An 18,204-nucleotide genomic window follows, 5' to 3' on the forward strand; every position below is an offset into this window, starting at 1 on the left:
AATCGAGCACCCGGTGATGACCGAGCACGGTGAGCTTGCAAATCAGACCATCGAGCTGGCTCAGGCTGGACTGCGCGGTTTGGCCAGCCTGGCCAGCATCCCGAAAAAATCCGGATTGGCCTTTTTGCAGGCGTCAACCACGACCGCCAGCTCGCTAGGCAGCATGCCCTCGATGTCTTCCTTGGTGAGGCTGGTCAGGACTTCGAGATCGCCGAGGCGCACATCTTCGAATAGCGCCTCCGTGATCAGGTCGCCCGATGACTCGGACTCGATCAACTTGCGGGTGCCAGCGACGGTAAGCTCCCGGCAGATCACTTCTTTGTCGCCGAACTTCTTGACCACTGTTTTGCCGAGGTCGCTCATACTTTTCTCCGGGTAATAAAAAACCCGCCGAAGCGGGTTATTTGTTGAAGTTGGTTAATCGCTCGTAAATCGGCGGGCTCAGCAACGCTGACCCGCTGATGCCATGTATCTCTGACCCGGCCGCCCTGAGTTCATTGGCTACGACTGCCAAGCTGGTGCGCGACTCTTTCAGATCATTCAGCGCTTTAAGCTGCGCGTCCAACGCCGAGAGCCTGGACTCGCTCGCTCTTTCACGCACATATTCATTGGAAGAAAGACGATCATCAGAAGCCTTATCCTCCCGTTTTTTTGCCGTCGTTAGATCAAGCAAAGACCGCATAGACCGCGCAGTGCCCCTAATGACCTCTTGCGATTTCTTCATATAGACGATTGCAGCTGCCGATGCTTCTGCAGAAGGCTCAAGAACTGAAACCTGAACCATTGATGCATCGATTTCAGCAACGCCTTTGTTTGCCTTCTCGAAAAACTCAGAAAATGTTATCGACCCCCCTTCATCTAAGGCGGTCACTATCTGCGTAACGTAGGCAGATGTAAGCCTGACCTGCTCCTCCACGGCAGCTAGCACCTGGCGGTACTGATAGAATTTCCACCCGCCGATGGCCGCGCCTGCCAATACGATAACCACGATGATCTTGGAAATAGCGGAACGTGATCGTTCGCCGGATTTGCTCCGATAAGACCCCCGCCCCACGCTCGCATCGGCGTTGCTGTAAATCACACCACACTTCGGGCAGGCATCTGGGCTCGCCTGCATTTCTGACATGGTCGGCTCATACTTGCACTTCAGGCACTGCATTGGGCGTCCCTCCCATCAAATGAGGGGAGACTGTAGTCCATTACCCATAAGCGGTCACGCCAGCCAGGCTGGCCCGCGCCAAGGAGCGGCAAATGTCACTGCCCAAGCCGGACAAAGAAGCGATCAAGCGAATTCGCAAAGCGCGTAACCTCTGGCTGGACGACGATAATTTATTCGACCCCGTCAGGGACGCCGTGTTGATCGCCATCGGCGATGGCTCCATCAGCAGGGTCAGTGCGGACGCCCTTCATTGGTGGCTAGAAGCGAACCCGCGTATAGCGGCGCTGTACCCCAATAGCGCGCTCATGACGGCACTGGCCAAGGGCTTAGAGCCAGGCCAGTGGACGCCTGAAGTTGAGCATGATCTGCTGGTATTCATTGGCGCGTTCTATTTAGATACCGAATCCATCCGCGACACTGCCTACGACCTACTAAAAAATCCTCCCTCCCTTTTCGGTGACCTGTACTCCGCCATGTTTGGTGTCCAAGCCGAACCACTGATACTCACAGACCATATCTGCGCCCTCACCGGGCCGTTCGTTGGCCGGACCAGGCGGAACTGCTTCGAGCAGATACTTGCCGCCGGAGGCGCACCAAGCGGCGTGTCCTATTACACCGACTATTTGTTTGTGGCTGACGCGCACATCCAGAACAGAGTGCTGTCCAGTTCCATGCTTGAAGGTATTGCTCAGCAAATGCGAAACGGCCGAATCAAAATACTAAGCGAATCACAATTCCCGCCGCCCTCAGCACCATTGACGGTGTGAGAATATGGCCATCCCTGGCCACCCCACGGTCACGCCACAGCCTTCTCCTTCATGACCTTCATGTACTGCGAGATGCCTGCGCCGATGCGGGTGTCGTCGGCCAGCACTTCGCAGGTGGACTGCAGGCCCATGAAGTCTTCGACGCTGATCCAGTCGAGGCTTTGCGCGATGCCGAACTTGCAGCGAAAGTACAGGTTGTTGACGCGTTTCTTGGTGCCGACGGCGTTGGCGCCCTCGAACAGGATCTCCCACTCCTCGCCGCTGTTGGTCAGGGCTTCGATCTCGTCGTAGGCAGCGCAGGTGTAATCGACCTTGACCTTGTAGTCCAGGTCGGCGCCGATGGCGGTGGCCAGGGCGCTGCCCTCGAGTACTTCGATGCCGGAGCCGGTCATCTTGTAGTCGATGTCTTCGTCGAACTCGACCAGCCCGGTTTCGTCATCCACGACGGTGTCGATTTCCAGCGGCATCTTGGCAAGCATGGTGGTCTTGCCGATCTGCACGATGGCGACTTCGTCGACGACCGCAGCAGACGGCACGTCGCTGATGTCCGCCCACAGCAGGTTGGCCAGGTTGAGGCTGTTGAACTCGCGGAAGAACAGCGCCAGGGTCATGGAGGTGACCCGGTCGAGCTTGTCGAAGGTGCCGCCCAGTGGGGTGCGGGTGTTCTCGATGCGCAGCTGGTTGGTTTCATGTGCCTGCTGGTAGGTGCTGACCAGGCCTACGTCGGCGAACGGGCCGCCAAGGCCCGCCTTGCGCATCTTCAGGATGCCGCCGACTACGAAGGTTTCTACAGTGCGAGCCATGATTGGCCTCCTGAATGCAGAAGCCCGGCGCTTGGCCGGGCTTCTGTTTGGGTTGGGTGGTTACTCGATGAGGGTGTGCAGGTAAACGGGGATCAGTACCGTGGCGGCGGACAAGCCGTCGCCCGGCGGGAATTGCTCGGGTGCGCCAAAGCTGAGCGTGGGGATACCGCGCGGCGTCCAGTCTGTGGCGCGGCCATGCAGGGGCATGAGGCAACGCACCAGATCCAGCTCCAGGTCGTCGAGGGCGTCTTCGTAGTTGTCGAGGCCAACATCAACGGCGCCGATTACGTTGTAGCCCGGGTACATCTTGCAGCCGCCTGCGCCGGGCTCGGGCACACGGCCCTTGGCCTTTTGCACGACGATCAGCGGGAAGCCAACGCCGGAGGCCTTGATCACCTCGTTGAGCCAGCCGCTTTTGACGTTGAAGCCGGCAGTGGTCCGGTAGCCGTTGTCGACGCTGATCGTTTGCAGTTGCGTGATCAGCGCCTTGCGGCCTTCGGATAACAGGTTTATGGGGACGGTCATTGCTGCACCATGCACACGGCGGTAGCCATGTGTCCGTCATCGGCAATGGTGTCTTCGACGATGTAGCGCCCGCGGTCAAAGACGAAGTAGCCGCCGCGGGTGACGCCGGCCAGCTCGGCCTTGTTCCAGGTGATGCCGACGGCATCGCTGAGTAATACCCCGCCGGCGCCGGCGCGCTCCAGGTTGTGGTCAACGATCAGCTCGATACCTTGAGCCACCGGCATGCCGGCAGACTCGAAGTAGTCGCCGGTGCCGTCATTCAGTGCCTTCATGATTGCCGCATCCATGCGGTCAATCAGCGCGCCGAAGCCGGCCATGGTTAGCGGGTCAACAGGATGTTGGCGCGCGGACGGCTGCCCATGTGCAGCGGGTTGGACTGGGCTTCACCACTCACGCCCTTGCCGTACTTCATGGGCTCCAGTTTGGTGTAGTACGGCACGCCCAGGGTGTTGACCGTCTCCATGTAGTTGGCAGGCGCGAACACGGTCTTGAACAGGCCGGGCACGCCGTCCGGCACCAGGTAGGCGTGGTCGTCGCCTACGAACGGCACGCCGCCGATCTTGCCGCGATAGCGAATCCACAGCACGCCAGCGAACTCGAAGGCCTGGCGGCGATCGCCACGCAGAGCGGCGGCTGCTTCGTGGCCGAGGTAGGTTTCCTTGACCGATTGATCGGAGATCAGGTCGGCCCAGAAGTTCTTGCCGCACCAGGCGATAGCGCCGGTGCCGGTGACGTTACCGAGTACATCTTCCTGCATGTCCAGTGCTTCGCCGGCGCGAACGCTGACATCCGCAGAGCCGAAGTCCATCTTCAGTTTCAGCTGCTTGATACCGAACCGCTGGAACAAGTCGACCAGCACGCTGCCGTCCTTGTCGAGCACCTGGCCCTTGATGGCGCCAATACGCTGGTACTCGTGGGTCAGGTCCAGCTGCAGCCGGGCTTTGTTGGCGCGGGCATTGACCACTTCCTGTACGCCCTGCAACTCGGTGCGGCTACCGAAGGCGCGAATGCCCTGGATCTCGTCCGCCATGATGGTGAACTCTTGCGGCAGGTGCACGCAGTTGAACGGGATCAGTTCGCGCTTGCTGCCGATCACCACTTGACCAGGCGCGCCACGCGGGGCAGCGGCCACCAGCTCGAGGACGTCGCCGTCTTTCTCGATCTGCTGAGTGACAGTGGTGCTGCCCTCTTCGGTGAACAGGCCCGATGCGGCGATCTGCCCCGGGATGGGATGCTCTTCGTTGATGGTAGCGAGCAGCGAGGTGACGCTGAACGCCTCGTCTTCAAAAATGGATATCTCGGCCATGGTGGGCTCCTAGAAATGACAAACCCCGCAATGGCGGGGTTTAGGGTGTCAGGGTTGGCGGGGCAGATTAGGGGCGGATGACGATGCCCAGGGTGGCCAAGTCGCCGCGACCGAAATCGTCGAGGCCGGTGAGCAGGCGCTCGATCACTTCGGCATCGCGTACCACGGCTGCAACACGGATGTCGTTGAGGGTGGCGTCGACCGGGGCATACAGGATGCCGCTTGCAGATCGGCGGCCGTCGTCGGTGCCGTCGTCGTCATAGGCGCGGTACTCGCCGAGGGCCGCAGTCACGGCGATGGTGAAGGCGTCGTCGACCGCAAAGTCGTTGGCGCCATCAGCCAGGGTGAAGCTAAGGCCGCCGCCGACGAATGCAACGCCAACACTGCCCTCGCCCACCAGGCTGCCGAGCGGATCAACCAACTCGAATTTGCCGCCGGCCGCGACGGCCTCGGTGATGGTCAGGACATAGGTGCCGGTGACAGCAGCGCTGCCGGTGGTGATGCCGCCCATGACGCCATTGCCGGCGTTGCCGCCGACTGCAGTAGCTACGGCAGCGTTGGCGGCGGTGATCATGGCGATCAGCGTGCCGGCGGCGAGGATGCCGGCGCCAGCGGTGATGATGACTTCTTTGCGGCTGCGGCTGCCGTTGGCCTCCGAAAGGAGGAACTCACCGGCGTGTACGCCTTCGGTTTTGATGCTCATTTATGCGCTCCTTTCGAGGCGTTGGGTTTGCGGCTGGCGTAGATGGCGCCGGGGTCGACCGCGTTGCTGGTAGGCGCCGGCTGGTCTTCCGGCAGGGGTGGTTTGTTGCTGATCTCGACCTTGCCGCTGTTTTCCAGAACTTTGTCGAACAGCTTGAGGCGCGCGGCGTCGGCATCCAGGCCGGCGGTGATCAGGCCGACCGCTTCGTCTGGCAGCTTGGCCAGCACGCACAGGTCGCGCACGGCCTTGGCGCGATCCAACTGGGCCTTGATTGCGGCCTGGCTCTTGAGGCCGCTGGCCTTGATCAGCACCGCGGCGACGTTACTCAGGCCGGCGGCTTGGCAGTCAGCGGCCAGCTGCGCGGCCAGGGCGGCGGGGTCGGGGGTCGGTTCTGGTTCTGGTTCTGGCTCAGGCGGCAGGTCAGGGTCGGCAATTGGTTCTGGCTCAGGCTCAGGGTCGGCGCTCGCAAGCAGGTCGCGAGCGGCCTGGGGGGTATTGCGGTAGCGATTGAGGATCTTGCCGTGTGCGCCGCTGCTGACCTGCGGCAGGCTCCCGGCCATCACTTCGTCAGCGAAGCCGAGCGCCAAGGCCTCGCTGGGGGTTAGCCAGGTCTCTTCATCAATCAGGCGGCGCAGCTCAGTTTCGTCGATGGTCAGCGGGCGGCGCTGGTAGCTGGCGACAATGCCCTCGAGCGCCTTGTCCATCATGTCTGCCATCTTGCGCAGCTCTTCGCTGCCGCCGGCCATGAAGGTCCAGGGGTTGTGGATCATGAACAGGGCGTTGTCGGCCATCTCTACGCGGTGGGCGCCACAGGCTGCCACGCTGCCGGAGCTGAAGCAGGCGCCGACGATGCGAGCAGTGGCGCGCTCGCCCAGTGCGGTCAAGGCGTTATGGATGGCAATGCCGTCGAAGAGGTCGCCGCCGATGGTGTCGAAGAACACCACCACCGGAGACACGCCGTCATCCCTGGATTTGAGGTCGCGGATAAAGTCGCCGGAGGTAATACCCCAGTAACCAATCTCGCCATAGATATAGACCTCGATAGCCTTCTGCTCAGCCTCGCCAACCGCGCGGATGCTGTACCAGTGTTCGGCCTGCAGGTCGGGCGTGCCAGCCTTGTTCATGATGCGCGGCTGCGCAAGGGTGCTGACGCCAAGAGCCGCCATCGCGACGGCCAGCGCGAGCCGGTGGGTGCGCTTGATGTTCATTCGTCGTCCTCTTTGTCTTTCGCCGGTACCGGCGTCGGGGTGGCGGTGCTGTTGTAGTTGAGGCCCAGCTTCTGGGCGCGCTCGTTGTCCTGGGCGTTTTCTTCGTCGATCTGCTCGGCGTCGTAGCCAGTGCGCAGCACGTGTTCGCTGCGGCTGTTGAGCCCGCCGTTGATCTCCTTCAGCTTGCCCTCAACGTCCTGCACCGGATGGATGTACGGATGCCCTTGCGGCACCCAGCGCGTGCGCAGGTAGTCACGGCGGCGAGCGATGTAGTCCGGCAGCACGATGGCGCCGGCCAGCACGGCGGTATCCAGCCAGGCGGCGCGAACGGGGCGGCATAGCTGGAACACGTAAACGGCGAACTGCAGCTGCTCGATGCGGCGGCGGAAGTCGTTGAGCAAAACCCTCAGCACGCGGTCGCTGATATCGCCCATGTCGCCGGTCAAAAGCTCATAGGGCAGGTCCACGCCAACGGCGGCGCCCTGCAACTGTTGGCGCATGAAATCGACGTAGGTGTTGCCGGCGTCTGGCGGGTCGGAGAATTTGACCTCCTCGCCCTCGCCCAGCTCCTGCATGGAGCCGGGCTCAAGCCCAACCAGGGGCGCGCCGTCACGGTCAGCAACAATCGGCTGGCCGGTGAGCGGGTCGATACCCGGCTGATAATCAGCGGCCGCCTTCTTGGTGATGAAGCCGGCAAACAGGTTGGCGACCTCTTGCCTAAACAGCACTGCGTCGTCGTAGCCATCGAGCGACTTGAGCCGCAGCAACACTGGCGAGAGGCGCGGCAAGCCGCGAAGCTGGCCAGCCTCAGTTGGCTCGAAGATGTGCAGCACTTCGCTGGCTGGTATCCGGTGCAGGGTGTTGTAGCTGTAATTGCTGGCTGAGGGGTCACCCGGGTGGGTGCCATACATCCAGTACGCGACTCGCTTACCGATAGCGTTGAACTCGATGCCGGCGCGGACGATGTTGCCGGCGCGGGTCTTGAAGTTTTTATCGATCGGGACGTACTCGGCTGCCAGCAGCTGCAATTGCAGCGGTACGGCGTAACCGTCCTCTGGCCGGCGATAGCGCATGCGCACGAAGCATTCGCCGCTCTCCTCGACCATGCGGGCAATGAGCGCCTGCTGGCCGTAGAAGTCGGCAACTCCATCGGCGTCTGACTCGTCGGTCCAGTCCTCCCACAGCAGGCGCAGGGCGGCGCGGATACCTGCGTCATCGATCGTCGCGCGCGGGGTTATGCCCGTGCCGATGATGTTGCTGACGCGCTTGCTGATGGCGCTGAAGGCGTAGGGGTCGTTGCGCACCGCAGCCCGCGATCGCTTGCGCAGTGCAGGCAACGCCGGCAGCGCGATGGCATTTAGCGCGCCTTCCGGTGCATCCCAGCCCGCGGCGCGGCGGCCTGTGCCGGCGGCCTCGTAGCTGTTCTTGATGCGCTTGGAGATTCCTTTAGTCCGGGCCATTAGATCCCCTTGCCTGCGCGAAACAGGCGCGAGATGCGCGGACGGGTGGAGGCTGCCGCCACTTCAAGGGCTGCGGCCTTGGCGCACTGCTCCTCGAGGATGCGCAGGCTAGCCAACTGGGCGCGGTCGAGCTGGCGATCGCCCTTGCGCATGGACTGGCCATTTTCGAGGACGTCTTTAATCGACGCCCGGACTTCAGCCAGGCGCTGTTGGGCTGTGCTCATGGTGGCCTCTTGTGGCGATCAACGCCGAGTTAGGTAGCTGCTTGCGGCCTTACGGCGAGTGGGTGGCGGTGGCGTGGTTACGGGTGCCGGAGAGCTGCGCAGGTCAACCCCGAAGCGCTGCTGGGCTAAGCGCACCATGGCGAGCGCACCGACAAAGCAGTCGAGCGCCTCGTTGCGGCGGCCCCTGGCGTCCCATTTGGTAACGCGGCGCCCTTTCTCGATCTTGGATATTTTCGCCTCCGACGTGAGCTGCTTCAGCTCGCTTTCGTCGCAGACCTCATCATCGGCTGGCAGGTGCACGCAGCCAGGCACTGCCTGGTTGGGCTGTGGCTGGATCTTGAACCGGCTGTAGATAATCTCTTTGGCGTTGTCCGTACCGATCATGGTCAGGTAGACGCCAGCCTTGTTTTTCGTTTTGGGGAAGTCGGCGATCGGCTTGCCATAAATGCTGTGGCCCTTTGTCGGGATGACCCAGTGCAGCCCGTGCTTGCGGCTCTCGGCATAGACCTCGTCGGTGTAGTGGCCGCCGGAGTCCCAGCCCCACAGTGCCGTGCGCATCAACTGTCCATCGTCGCGGCGATAGGTCTGGTGCAGGCGTAGCCCGACCTTGCGGCGCAGCTCCTCACTTGCGGGGTCGCCGTAGATGATCCAGCGATGTACCAACCAGCACTCCTCACCTTCTGCCCAGGCCCAAACGCGGCCTTCATAGCGGTCGTCCTGGGTGTCGATGAAGCCAGTCAGCACCACCGCTCGCGCGGGGATGTCTTGCCAAACTTCACGGCGCGCATAGAGGTTTTCCCACTCGACCTTCTCGCCTTCGTCTTCTTCCCAGGTTTCGCCGAGGGTGGTGTTGACGAAGGTTTTCAGCTTGCTGAGGTCGCCCTTGGCCTTATAAAAATCAAGGACGATGCGGCCCCATGTTGTGAATGGCGAGTAAGCCGTCCAGATATGAAAGGTTACCGAGTCCGGTGTCGGGATCGGCTCGTCTTCCGTGTCGAAATAGTCGAACCCGTCACGCGTCCAGATCCCCGTCTTCTCGCAGATCCAGCGGCCCTTGGCGTGCTGATCCTGCATTTCATGCTGCTGGACCACGCACCCGGTGTGCTCGCACAGGTACCAGGCAGTGCCGGGATTTTGCGGGTCCCACTTGATGCCGAAGACGCAGTCCTTGCCGCCCCATTTCAGATACTGCTCGGCCTGGCAGTGCGGGCACGGCACATGAAGCCGGAATAGGTGTGGAGATTCGCTTGCTGCGGCCTCGATCTGGCAGGTGCCTTTGATCTTCGGGGTGCTGCCTCGGATCGACTTCGGGAAGGTCGAGCCTTCTATACGCTTGTCGCCGAGGAATGTCGGGCTGCCTTCTTTCTCGACGTCCGGCTCGAATGCGGCCAGCTCGTCATAGATAACGGTGTCGACTGACTTCTCGCGGTAGTTCTTCGCGGCCGCGCCACCCAGGCACCAGAGCTGCTTGGAGTGGCTGAAACGCTTGGTGCTCAGTGTGTTGTCTCGGTGCTTCTTGCCATACCACGGCGCCAGGGCGCGCACGCTAGGCACGTCGCGGATCATGGTTTCGACGTGGGCCTTCATGAAGCCTTCAGCCGATCCGTCTGTAGGTAGCAACAACAGGATGTTCCGGCGCTTGTGTTCGATCTGGTAGGCAGACGCAGCGAGCAGCATCTTGGAGTAGCCAACCCGAGCCGACTTGATCACGTTTACCGTGCGGATCTCGTCATTGCCCATGGCGTTGAGCATGGCTACCTGAAACGGCAGCGTCTCCCACTTGCCTTCCTGGTAGCTCGATTCGCTCGACAGGTAGAAGCCTTCGTCGGCGTCGGCCCATTCAACGGGTGTCATGGGCAAAGGACGCGACAGCGGAACTAAACCGACACGAATGGCGGCGGCCAGCTCTTCAATCTGCGGCGTCGAGATATTCATCCAGTAATCCGGGCAGGCGGTCATTTAAGGTCGCCGCCCGGTTGCGCGCCTTGGCCAGCTCGCGCTGTACCGATTCGATATGCCGAACTTCAAGATCCGGATGGCGGCGCTTCAGGGTGAGCGGCAAGGTGTCGAGGATCGAGCCAATTTCCGAGGCCAGGCGCGATAGCACAAAGGTGGCAAACCCGGACGGCACCGACTTGCGCTTGGTGACCTCGTTCTTCAGCTCCTGGCCTTCCGCCTGAGCCGAGGTCAGTCGCAAGCGCTCTTGTGTGAGCCGCGCCTCGGCGAACGGATCAACGCCCTCAAAATCGGGGGACACTTCCGGTCTGACCTGACCGGTGCCCATGCCGCGCAAATATCGGATATACGCCAAGCGGCAGGCTTCAATATCAAGGCCGCCCGCCCCCTTGGAGCTAGGCAGGACGCCGTCTGCAACCAAACTACGCACCTGCCTGTCGCTCAGATCTATGTGAGCGCCAACTTCAAGTTGCGTGGCCATGGATACCCCGAGCGGAACCGGAAGCGGTCACCCTGTAAAAAGTTCATATGAAGTGAAACGTCGGGCCTCGAATTACCCTCGACGACCCCTGACCGCCCAGGGGCCCCTGGCCGCACTATGATGGTGCGTCATCGGTTGCGGGTCGCGAGAGCGCGAGCCAGTGCCAGCTCGAACTGGATCGGCAGCTGGTCCTCGGCGACCTGGTCAGCGATGGCGAAGAAGTCGAACTCCTTGCGGTAGCCGGGCCGCCCAACGAATGCCAGTACAAGCTTAACCTTGCCCTTGCCGCGCCCTGCTCGCTCGCCGATGCCTATAGCCTCTCGGCCCTTGCGCATGACAAAGAAACGATTGCGGTTGCCGATACTGCGGCGGCTGTCGGTGCTGTTCGAATAGCGGTCGAACTGCGACCCAAGACCCGAGAGGATCTTCTGTATCTGCCCCCTGCCGATGTTGCCGAAGCCGTCCAGCTTGGCATCACGACCAGGCACGATGTACTTGCCATCGGGCAATATCCCTTTTGCCCTAAGTAGTTTCTCACTGCGCTTGTCATCACGCGGCCCGCCATACACCTGAGGCGTGAGCCACCTGGTAGCAGGTGCCGCCTTGTCCGCCTCGTTCTTCATCCAGACCCGCGCGACCAGCTTCTGCTTGGTGGCTGGGAACAGGCGCAGGCTGTTTAGCGTCCAGCTGGTTGGCCGGTCGAAGACAGACCGCATCTCACCCTCAAGCCGCTCCTTCACCTGCTTCGCAGTCTCGGTCAATGCCAGGGCGGTGGCATAGGGCAGCTGATTACGCTCGAGGTCGGTGATCTCGGCCAAGCGAGCCTGTAAGCCCTTGACCTCGATCCGGATCACTCTCGGCGCTCCCGTCCATCCCAGGCCGTAGGATTGCGCAGCACAGAGGAAAGATTGCCGCCGCAGCGCATCACCGAGGCCGTGAACACGGCGATCAGTACCACCAGGGGCCAGGCGTAAACAGGGACGACCAGCTTGCCTTGCATCACATAGAGCATCACCGCGCCCGCGCAGCCCATGATCAATGTTGCCAGCAGGGATACGCCGCGGCGGAACCGGGCGCCATCGCGGCGGTACGTGAACAGGCGGAAGAACAGGGACGCGGCCAGCGCCAGGGTAATGTGAGTAAGTGCGATGCTAATCATCAGCAATCCCTCTCGACTCTCCCGCGCGCTTGCGTATCGCGGCCAGCGAAACAGTCACCACCAACAGCGAGGCGCCGAACGCAGCAGGCCCGGGGAATGCAAACGGCCGCATGCCCCACAGCTCGAACTCGCCAACCGCAGGAGAGAACAGATAACCCATGACGAATGAGGTCAGGAAGAACAGCGTGCGCTGCAGGACCGGCATCTCTTTCGTGGTGCTGAAATAAAGCAGGGCGCCGAACAGCGCGCCGACAGCGGCCTCGGCATTGATCCCCGCCAGCATCCCAGCGAAGCCGGCACCCAGGGCGCCAGCCGCAACGATGGCTGCTGTGCTCGGCTCGGCCATAGGTTTGTCTCCGGTAGTAATAGATCCGGCACAGCACTGCGCAGCCATCCGCTTGGAGCAAAGAGGCAGGCAGTGGCGCCGGAGTTCAGGAATAAAAAGGCCCGCAGGTGACGGGCAAATCAGCGCTGACTGGGGAGAGCAGCGCGGAGCAGAGACGAAAAAGCCCCGGCGGTTAGGCCAGGGCTTTTTGATGGATCTGATGATTACGCACCAGACCGCAGATTGGCCTTAATAGTGCTCACTCGCTCACCGCACGTCAAGCAGCTTCGCTCTCGATCAGTCCACGCTCTACCAGGACCTGCTCAGCCATCCCGAAGGCATCATTCACCCTCGCCTCCAGCCAGCGCTTCATAACCGACCGCCACCGCCGCAGCGTTCCCTCCGGCGTGCCGTCCGCATCCCAGGTGTGCAGCACATAGAACCCCTCAGGCATCCGCCTGGGGATTGCCCAGGCTGTCACGCACTTCATCCGGAACAGATGATGGGCCGGGCAAACAACGCGCGGGATCAACCAGTGGATGGCCGCAGCTACCTCAACGTCATTGATGCTGTACTTCGCCACCAAGACATTCCAAGCCATAGTCGGCAGTTCACGCCGCAGCGCCGCGCGCGTCATGCTGTCCTGCGTCAACCGCTCCTGCTCAGACAACCCCTCGCCCCCGCTGCGCGCCTCCGGAAAGCCCGCCTGATACCGCTGCTGCCATCCAGCCTTCTTCGTGCCGTCGATGGTCTCGATGCTCATCACTCGAGCGATTACGTGCCCAACGTCTCTATATACGGTCATGAATGCCCCTCAATCCCCAGTCCAGTTGCCACCGCCCCGATGGCGCTTATTGTTCTGCCCTGCATAATCCTTCGCCGCGCCGGCCAGCCCTTGCCGCTCGAGCTGCTGGCGCTGCTGTTCAATAACCCCCGCTACCCCACCCAGCCGCTGGCGCAGTTGGCCAACCATCACCGCCGGCTCCAAGGCCTCGCCGGTCTCTTTGTGCACCAAGCCAGCCCCATGGCATCCGGCGCACTCCATGCGATGGAAGATGCCCTGGATGACGCCCTTGCCCAGGCAGATCTCGCAGCGGCCGAGCGGGATAGTCGTCACGATGCGGCCACCTCCGCGAAGCGACTGATCCGTACCCGCACAACGCCGCCCGGGTGAACCTGCTTGCTCAGCTGCACCTGGCTGACGAACACGCTGTCGTCGATGCGTAAGGCATCAGCCAACCCATCACGACCGGCCTTGAACGAAGCCAGCAGGTTGTCGTCGTCCCGGCGCCGAGCTGTCGGTGGAAGGAACTCCAGGGACAGCAGCAGCCGCCCGATCGGCGCAACTAGCCCGGCCTTGCGAGCCAGCAGAAAGCACTGCATGCGGTACGCCTTGGCCGCACGGCTGCGCTTCGCCCAGTGGCCTCGAGCGTTAGGGCTCAGCTCCTTGGGCGGCCACGGCAGCAGCACTGTCTGCGCCTCAAACCCTGCTTTATCGCTCATATTCATCCTCTACAGCTGAATAGTCAGGAATCGACCGCAGCGCCCGTAGGCTCTGCCTTTCCGGCTTTTTGTGAATATGCAGGAGTGCTCGCATTCAAGTCGTGAGCAATGGAAAACCCACACTCATCTAGGCGGGCATGCCAGCGCTCCAACGCTTCTCGGCAACGCTCCATTACGTCACGGGTCAAGTAGGTTTCTGATACCTTGCCGAGGCTGTGATTGATCAGCCGCTCACCGATAAAGAAGTCGATGCCCAGGTCAGCCAAGCAATCGCGCATCAGCTTGCGCAGGTCATGGCTGGACCACTTGCCGCCCGACAATGAACGGAACATTGCGCTGGCCGTGGTTGGCGACAGGCGAGCACCGCCGCGTACCGGGAACACCCAATCGATCTGCGCCCGAGCATCCGGCAGCGCTTGGCGATAGCGGGCCAGCAAAGCCAGCGTCTGAGGGGTCAGCGGCAGGATGTGCTGACGCCGAGACTTGCAGTTCAGCTCAGGAAGCACCCACGCCCTTTCTGCAAGCGAGATGTGCGACCACTGCGCCTGCAGTGTTTCGCCGATGCGCGTGCCATGGGCCAGCATCATCAGAGGCAGCAGCCCATTCACCGGGTCACGATCAAAGTTCTCGGCTAATTTCTGCACAAGGCTTGGCAAGTCAATCCTAGAAAGCCGCGCCGGCTTACTAGGAAGGGCCCCCCTGTAAAAGCTCCTAAACGTCAAAGACGCCATCGGGTTGACCTTAATTCGGGTAGTTTCCTCGGCCATCAAAAAAGCCTGCCTCAATGCCTGCAATGCCTTTTGTTGCACTCGCGGCTTCAGCCCCTCTTCATGCATCGCCCAAATGAGTTTTTCGTCGATTGCGCGGCGAGTCAGCCGAGCAATGGTCAGCTTTCCTACCTTGGGGACAATGTGTTTGCGCACCATAGACCGCATGTTTTTCTTGTAGCTGTCAGATGTCTCGCGATTCTTCTCCACACGCTCAACCCACCACAAAACAACGTCGCCAGTAGTGCGCATTGCGCCAGCCCTCTTGATTGCAGAAGCCATCAGCGCCCCACCTGGTCAGCGATGGTGAAGTGCTTCGGCGAGCGATCAGCGTGCACATCCTGCAGGCGCGGCACATGCTGGGTCAGCGCATCAATCAACGAGCGGTAACCGCCTGGCACCTGCCGATCATCAACCAGCAGCCCAGCCGCATCGGCGTCAACCAGAATGGCCAAGCACGCCAGCGCATGAGACAGATGCGGAAGGCCGCTATCAGGGTCGACCGCCTCACCCTCGAACCACGCATTGAGGTGGCGGCTTGCGGCGTCAAAGTAGATCGAAGCTCGCACACCACTAACCCGCCAGTTGGCGCGGCCATACTTCAACGCGCCGTCCATCAAACCCAAGCAACCCATGGCAGTCGCGGTGGTTGGCCAAAGGTGCAGCGGCAGCTTCTGCGAGCCGATAGCGTCCTTAGGGTTGGTTTCTTTCAGCTCACCCACGTACCACCTCCGGTAATTCCATCCAACCCTTGAGCGTCAGCTCGTACTCAGTCACATAGCCCGGGTCGCCCCTGCCTTCGCATAGGTTCCCCTCAAGCTGCGCCGTCACCCATTCGCCCTGGTACTCGCTCCAGACAGCGACAACAGGCCAAGGCCAGCCGGTGTCAGCCAGAATCTGGCGGTCCTTCGGAGCCGTTTCCGGTATCTGCCAATCAGCCATTCACCACCTCCCGCTTGATCCCCATGCGCGCCAGCAACGCACCGCGGGCATTCGCCCCAGCACCAGCCAGCCCCTGACGCTGCAACTGCTCGAGCAACATCCGCTCGCCGTATTCCTGCTGCACCTGGGTGGCCGGCTTGCTGCCGTCATGCCCAAGCGCGGCCAGCGGTGCAGTCAGCTCGCCACCCGTTGCCACCTGCAGCACCAACTGCTCGTAGTACCGATCGAAGCGCTGCCGCAGCTCGCGGGCCTGGTAGGCATCGGCCGTGCGCAAGTCATGCGCGCCAACCGCCTTCACCGCCATCAGCACCGCAACGTGCGACCACCGATGCCGGGCGCTCATCGCATGCCGCTGCGCCTCAACCCAGGCCGCATCCTTGCCCGGCATCCCCATCGCCTCGGGCGAGGGCCGGCACAGCGCCATAAAATCCCCAAAGCTCGGCAGCGACTTGCTCGCCCGGCCCACCTGGTACTCCAGGCCGATCCGGCGCAGCGCCAACTCGAACAGCGCCTTCGGCACCCGAGCCAGCTCAGGGCGAAACCACGTCGCCTTCGCAGCCTTCAGCTTCGGGTCTTGCGGATCAGCGGCCTGGAACTCCCAGCGGAAGGCGTTGGCCAGCCCAAGGTCGGTCTGGAACGTGGCAAAAATCAGATTCACCCGCGCCGCCAGCTCAGTCTGGCTGCAGAGTGCCGAGCCCATCGGCCCAGCTGGTGTCGTTGAGGTTGTCAGCGAGCGAGATGCCGCTGGCAGGACGGCTGCCACGTGCTGTGGACGATTCATTGGCGTTCCCTCGAGAGAATTCGTGTTGACGCTTGGCCCACTTGACCAGCCGCTTGCACCAGCCCGCTGCGTTCTCCACGGTGTCTGGCAGGGTCAGGTAGTGCCCAATGAAACCGGCGACCGCCTCTGCGGTGACGCAGTCCCGAGTCAAGCCAGCAACCCGCAGCTGGCTGGCCAGGCTCACGTCGTCAGGTAGCCAACCCTCGTCCATCGGGAACCGCTGCCACGCATCTGCAGCAGCTGAAGTACCGTTAGGTACTGAAGTAGAAGATGAAGAAGAAGATGTAGAGCCGTCACCTTGCCGATGGCGTGGTGCAGCACCCTTGCCTTCACCAATGGGGGGCTTGGGTGAAGGGCTTGGTGCATCGTAATCACTACCAAAGCGCGTGCTTTCACCCTTCCTCTGCCGTACATATTCGTCCCGCACCATGCGCGGCGAAAACCACAGCGGCCCAGGCTGTGCGGCGACCAGCTCGACCGGAGCGCCCTTCACCCGACCACTGACAGGCGTATAAATCATCGGCTCACAGTCGCCCTGCTCAATCCCATAAAGCACGCCGCAATCAACCAGCTCTTTCAGCAACTTGATCGGCGCGCCAAGCGCCTGTGCAATCTGCTTCAAAGGCCACGCCAAAACGCCATAGTTATCGCTGTCGTGCATCAAACCCATCAGCTCGATCCACACCCCACGCGCACCCCAAGAGCAACGACGCAGCTTCGCGTTGTTGCGCCAATCGGCCGGGTAAAACTGGAAAGCAGGACGTCTCACAGCACACCCCCAATTTTCTGCGCCAGCATCGCAAGCCCCTTCGGCGTCACACGCACCTGAGAGGCCAGGCGCTGCTCGCCGTCATCCTCAGTGCCCAGCACCGTCACCTTGTGCTCCAGCAGGCCAGCGGCCTCCCGGGGCTGGTACGCCACCCAGCGAGTCGAACCCTCCCGGCGGTAGATCCAGCGGTGCTCGCGCATCCACTCCAGCAACTGCTTGCGCTGCACACCCAAGTGTTTGGCGGCATCGGTCAGGCACATCGTCCCGCGTGCCTGACTGATCCGCTCCAGAGCCTCCACCTTCGGCGCCTGCTCGCTCACCACCAGCTGCAAGTGGTTGTTCTGCTCCGACAGGTCAGCCGCCAGGCGCAGGGCCTCCGAATAGTTCTGGGGTATTTGCAGGCTGCTGGCGGGTTGCTCCAACGCAATCCAGCGATCGACAACCGCGGCCAAAAGCTGGTCATTCAGCTTGGCCGCAATCACCATGCTGTTGCGCTTATCAAAGTGCATCACCAGGCGTGGCCGGCCGCCGAGGGGGTTACGGGCAGATTCTTCCCGAAACTCCAACAGCCCCTTCGCCGCCATTGCGTTGGCCTTCTTGCGCAGCTCGTTATGCTCGATCTGCAACAGCTCGGCCAACTGCTCGCTGGTCATCGTCGCGTTGCGCGACACCATCACGCCAACGCCAAAACATGGCGCGACATGGTGGCTATTGCCTTGAGTGGTTGGGTTGTCCATAATCGACCTCAGTTTTGTTGCTGTAGAAGAAGCCGGTCTAGCCACCGGCTTTTTTGTGCCTGCGATTTGCGTCCCGGTAATTACTAAGTGCAAAACCGAAGGGCCCCGGAATCGCGTTTTTCTGCCACCTCGTGAAAATATTTCTCTCGCATCCGTTAATCCGCGCATGCGCGTCCTCAGGCCGACTTCACCGACGCATCCAACACCTCAAGCGAAGCGCCCACCTCACGGATATGCCGCGCCAGCGCAAGCTTCTCCGCGCCACAGATCCGCCCATCCGCCAGCGCGTCATGCAGCCCGCGCGTCACATCAGCGGTTTCTGCCAGCAGGTCCAGCAGCGCGTGCAAAGGCCCCGCCGTAACCGGGCGAGCCTTCGTCACCAGCCCATAACCAAACTCAGCCAGCAGCACGCTCAAAATGTGCCGCCGCGACTCATCCGGCAGATGCACCAGCACCTGGGTGAACATCTGCAGGTTCATCCGGTGCTCTTCCCTGTTCGGGTTGGCGCAATCCAGCAGGCGTGTGCGGTTAACCCCCATGCGCTTGGCCAACTCAGTGCCGCCCTGGGCGATCACCTCGTCGTGAATGGCGCGTTCGAACGTTTCCATCTGCGAATCCCCTGTCTTGTT

Annotated in this window: 26 protein-coding genes; 1 reads left to right on the forward strand and 25 read right to left on the reverse strand. The window is 61.8% G+C overall.

What is annotated here, in order from left to right; translation table 11 throughout:
- Window positions 1-60 precede the first annotated feature (60 nt).
- Entirely contained in the window at window positions 61-363 is a 303-nt protein-coding gene (locus Q8K09_RS08430; RefSeq protein ID WP_305254523.1) for a hypothetical protein, read from the reverse strand.
- Between the two features lie 37 nt (window positions 364-400).
- Window positions 401-1,126, reverse strand: a complete 726-nt coding sequence (locus Q8K09_RS08435) for a hypothetical protein (RefSeq protein WP_305254524.1) — start codon at window positions 1,124-1,126, stop codon at window positions 401-403.
- Between the two features lie 125 nt (window positions 1,127-1,251).
- Between Q8K09_RS08435 and Q8K09_RS08440 the strand changes: the two genes are divergently transcribed.
- The gene (locus Q8K09_RS08440; protein ID WP_305254525.1) at window positions 1,252-1,926 is read left to right on the forward strand and encodes a hypothetical protein; all 675 of its coding nucleotides are present in this window, start codon (window positions 1,252-1,254) and stop codon (window positions 1,924-1,926) included.
- Window positions 1,927-1,955: 29 nt separating this feature from the next.
- On the opposite strand, the gene Q8K09_RS08445 is transcribed toward Q8K09_RS08440, so the two are convergent.
- The 23 genes from Q8K09_RS08445 to Q8K09_RS08555 all read right to left on the reverse strand — a co-directional run bounded on the left by Q8K09_RS08445 (window position 1,956) and on the right by Q8K09_RS08555 (window position 18,183).
- Complete coding sequence (locus Q8K09_RS08445; RefSeq protein WP_305254526.1) at window positions 1,956-2,729, reverse strand: hypothetical protein; 774 nt, start codon at window positions 2,727-2,729, stop codon at window positions 1,956-1,958.
- A gap of 60 nt (window positions 2,730-2,789) precedes the next feature.
- The gene (locus tag Q8K09_RS08450; RefSeq protein ID WP_305254527.1) at window positions 2,790-3,254 is read right to left on the reverse strand and encodes a hypothetical protein; all 465 of its coding nucleotides are present in this window, start codon (window positions 3,252-3,254) and stop codon (window positions 2,790-2,792) included.
- Window positions 3,251-3,526 carry a hypothetical protein gene (locus Q8K09_RS08455; RefSeq protein ID WP_305254528.1) on the reverse strand — a complete coding sequence of 92 codons (276 nt, stop codon included), beginning with the start codon at window positions 3,524-3,526 and terminating at the stop codon, window positions 3,251-3,253. Before Q8K09_RS08455 ends, Q8K09_RS08450 begins: the two co-directional genes overlap by 4 nt.
- A gap of 47 nt (window positions 3,527-3,573) precedes the next feature.
- Window positions 3,574-4,560 carry a major capsid protein gene (locus Q8K09_RS08460; protein WP_305254529.1) on the reverse strand — a complete coding sequence of 329 codons (987 nt, stop codon included), beginning with the start codon at window positions 4,558-4,560 and terminating at the stop codon, window positions 3,574-3,576.
- Between the two features lie 67 nt (window positions 4,561-4,627).
- Window positions 4,628-5,263: a head decoration protein gene (locus Q8K09_RS08465; RefSeq protein WP_305254530.1), complete on the reverse strand. Its 636-nt coding sequence runs from the start codon at window positions 5,261-5,263 to the stop codon at window positions 4,628-4,630.
- Window positions 5,260-6,471, reverse strand: coding sequence for a head maturation protease, ClpP-related (locus Q8K09_RS08470; protein WP_305254531.1), 1,212 nt, complete (start codon window positions 6,469-6,471; stop codon window positions 5,260-5,262). The genes Q8K09_RS08465 and Q8K09_RS08470 overlap by 4 nt, the downstream gene beginning before the upstream one ends.
- Complete coding sequence (locus Q8K09_RS08475) at window positions 6,468-7,931, reverse strand: phage portal protein (protein WP_305254532.1); 1,464 nt, start codon at window positions 7,929-7,931, stop codon at window positions 6,468-6,470. Before Q8K09_RS08475 ends, Q8K09_RS08470 begins: the two co-directional genes overlap by 4 nt.
- Window positions 7,931-8,155 carry a hypothetical protein gene (locus Q8K09_RS08480; RefSeq protein ID WP_305254533.1) on the reverse strand — a complete coding sequence of 75 codons (225 nt, stop codon included), beginning with the start codon at window positions 8,153-8,155 and terminating at the stop codon, window positions 7,931-7,933. The genes Q8K09_RS08475 and Q8K09_RS08480 overlap by 1 nt, the downstream gene beginning before the upstream one ends.
- 18 nt (window positions 8,156-8,173) lie before the next feature.
- Complete coding sequence (locus tag Q8K09_RS08485) at window positions 8,174-10,090, reverse strand: phage terminase large subunit family protein (RefSeq protein WP_305254659.1); 1,917 nt, start codon at window positions 10,088-10,090, stop codon at window positions 8,174-8,176.
- Window positions 10,065-10,592, reverse strand: a complete 528-nt coding sequence (locus tag Q8K09_RS08490; RefSeq protein ID WP_305254534.1) for a terminase small subunit — start codon at window positions 10,590-10,592, stop codon at window positions 10,065-10,067. Before Q8K09_RS08490 ends, Q8K09_RS08485 begins: the two co-directional genes overlap by 26 nt.
- 128 nt (window positions 10,593-10,720) lie before the next feature.
- Window positions 10,721-11,446: a hypothetical protein gene (locus Q8K09_RS08495; protein WP_305254535.1), complete on the reverse strand. Its 726-nt coding sequence runs from the start codon at window positions 11,444-11,446 to the stop codon at window positions 10,721-10,723.
- Window positions 11,443-11,751 (reverse strand): phage holin family protein, encoded by a 309-nt coding sequence (locus Q8K09_RS08500; RefSeq protein WP_305254536.1) that lies wholly within the window; start codon window positions 11,749-11,751, stop codon window positions 11,443-11,445. Before Q8K09_RS08500 ends, Q8K09_RS08495 begins: the two co-directional genes overlap by 4 nt.
- Window positions 11,744-12,097, reverse strand: a complete 354-nt coding sequence (locus Q8K09_RS08505) for a putative holin (RefSeq protein WP_305254537.1) — start codon at window positions 12,095-12,097, stop codon at window positions 11,744-11,746. The genes Q8K09_RS08500 and Q8K09_RS08505 overlap by 8 nt, the downstream gene beginning before the upstream one ends.
- 256 nt (window positions 12,098-12,353) lie before the next feature.
- Window positions 12,354-12,839: a hypothetical protein gene (locus tag Q8K09_RS08510; RefSeq protein WP_305254538.1), complete on the reverse strand. Its 486-nt coding sequence runs from the start codon at window positions 12,837-12,839 to the stop codon at window positions 12,354-12,356.
- Window positions 12,840-12,890: 51 nt separating this feature from the next.
- Window positions 12,891-13,193: a hypothetical protein gene (locus Q8K09_RS08515; RefSeq protein ID WP_305254539.1), complete on the reverse strand. Its 303-nt coding sequence runs from the start codon at window positions 13,191-13,193 to the stop codon at window positions 12,891-12,893.
- Entirely contained in the window at window positions 13,190-13,579 is a 390-nt protein-coding gene (locus Q8K09_RS08520) for an endodeoxyribonuclease RusA (RefSeq protein ID WP_305254540.1), read from the reverse strand. Before Q8K09_RS08520 ends, Q8K09_RS08515 begins: the two co-directional genes overlap by 4 nt.
- Window positions 13,580-13,602: 23 nt before the next feature.
- Window positions 13,603-14,628 carry a site-specific integrase gene (locus Q8K09_RS08525; protein WP_305254541.1) on the reverse strand — a complete coding sequence of 342 codons (1,026 nt, stop codon included), beginning with the start codon at window positions 14,626-14,628 and terminating at the stop codon, window positions 13,603-13,605.
- Window positions 14,628-15,068, reverse strand: coding sequence for a dATP/dGTP diphosphohydrolase domain-containing protein (locus tag Q8K09_RS08530; protein WP_305254542.1), 441 nt, complete (start codon window positions 15,066-15,068; stop codon window positions 14,628-14,630). The genes Q8K09_RS08525 and Q8K09_RS08530 overlap by 1 nt, the downstream gene beginning before the upstream one ends.
- On the reverse strand, window positions 15,061-15,288 hold the full coding sequence (locus Q8K09_RS08535) for a hypothetical protein (protein WP_305254543.1): 228 nt from the start codon (window positions 15,286-15,288) through the stop codon (window positions 15,061-15,063). Before Q8K09_RS08535 ends, Q8K09_RS08530 begins: the two co-directional genes overlap by 8 nt.
- Entirely contained in the window at window positions 15,281-15,946 is a 666-nt protein-coding gene (locus Q8K09_RS08540; RefSeq protein ID WP_305254544.1) for a replication protein P, read from the reverse strand. Before Q8K09_RS08540 ends, Q8K09_RS08535 begins: the two co-directional genes overlap by 8 nt.
- Before the next feature lie 13 nt (window positions 15,947-15,959).
- On the reverse strand, window positions 15,960-16,739 hold the full coding sequence (locus Q8K09_RS08545) for a DnaT-like ssDNA-binding domain-containing protein (protein WP_305254545.1): 780 nt from the start codon (window positions 16,737-16,739) through the stop codon (window positions 15,960-15,962).
- Between the two features lie 95 nt (window positions 16,740-16,834).
- Window positions 16,835-17,575, reverse strand: coding sequence for a phage antirepressor KilAC domain-containing protein (locus Q8K09_RS08550; RefSeq protein WP_305254546.1), 741 nt, complete (start codon window positions 17,573-17,575; stop codon window positions 16,835-16,837).
- A 176-nt stretch (window positions 17,576-17,751) separates the two neighbouring features.
- Window positions 17,752-18,183 (reverse strand): phage regulatory CII family protein, encoded by a 432-nt coding sequence (locus tag Q8K09_RS08555; RefSeq protein WP_305254547.1) that lies wholly within the window; start codon window positions 18,181-18,183, stop codon window positions 17,752-17,754.
- Between the last annotated feature and the right edge of the window lie 21 nt (window positions 18,184-18,204).

It is taken from the genome of Pseudomonas sp. (assembly GCF_030683065.1).
Taxonomy (GTDB): domain Bacteria; phylum Pseudomonadota; class Gammaproteobacteria; order Pseudomonadales; family Pseudomonadaceae; genus Aquipseudomonas.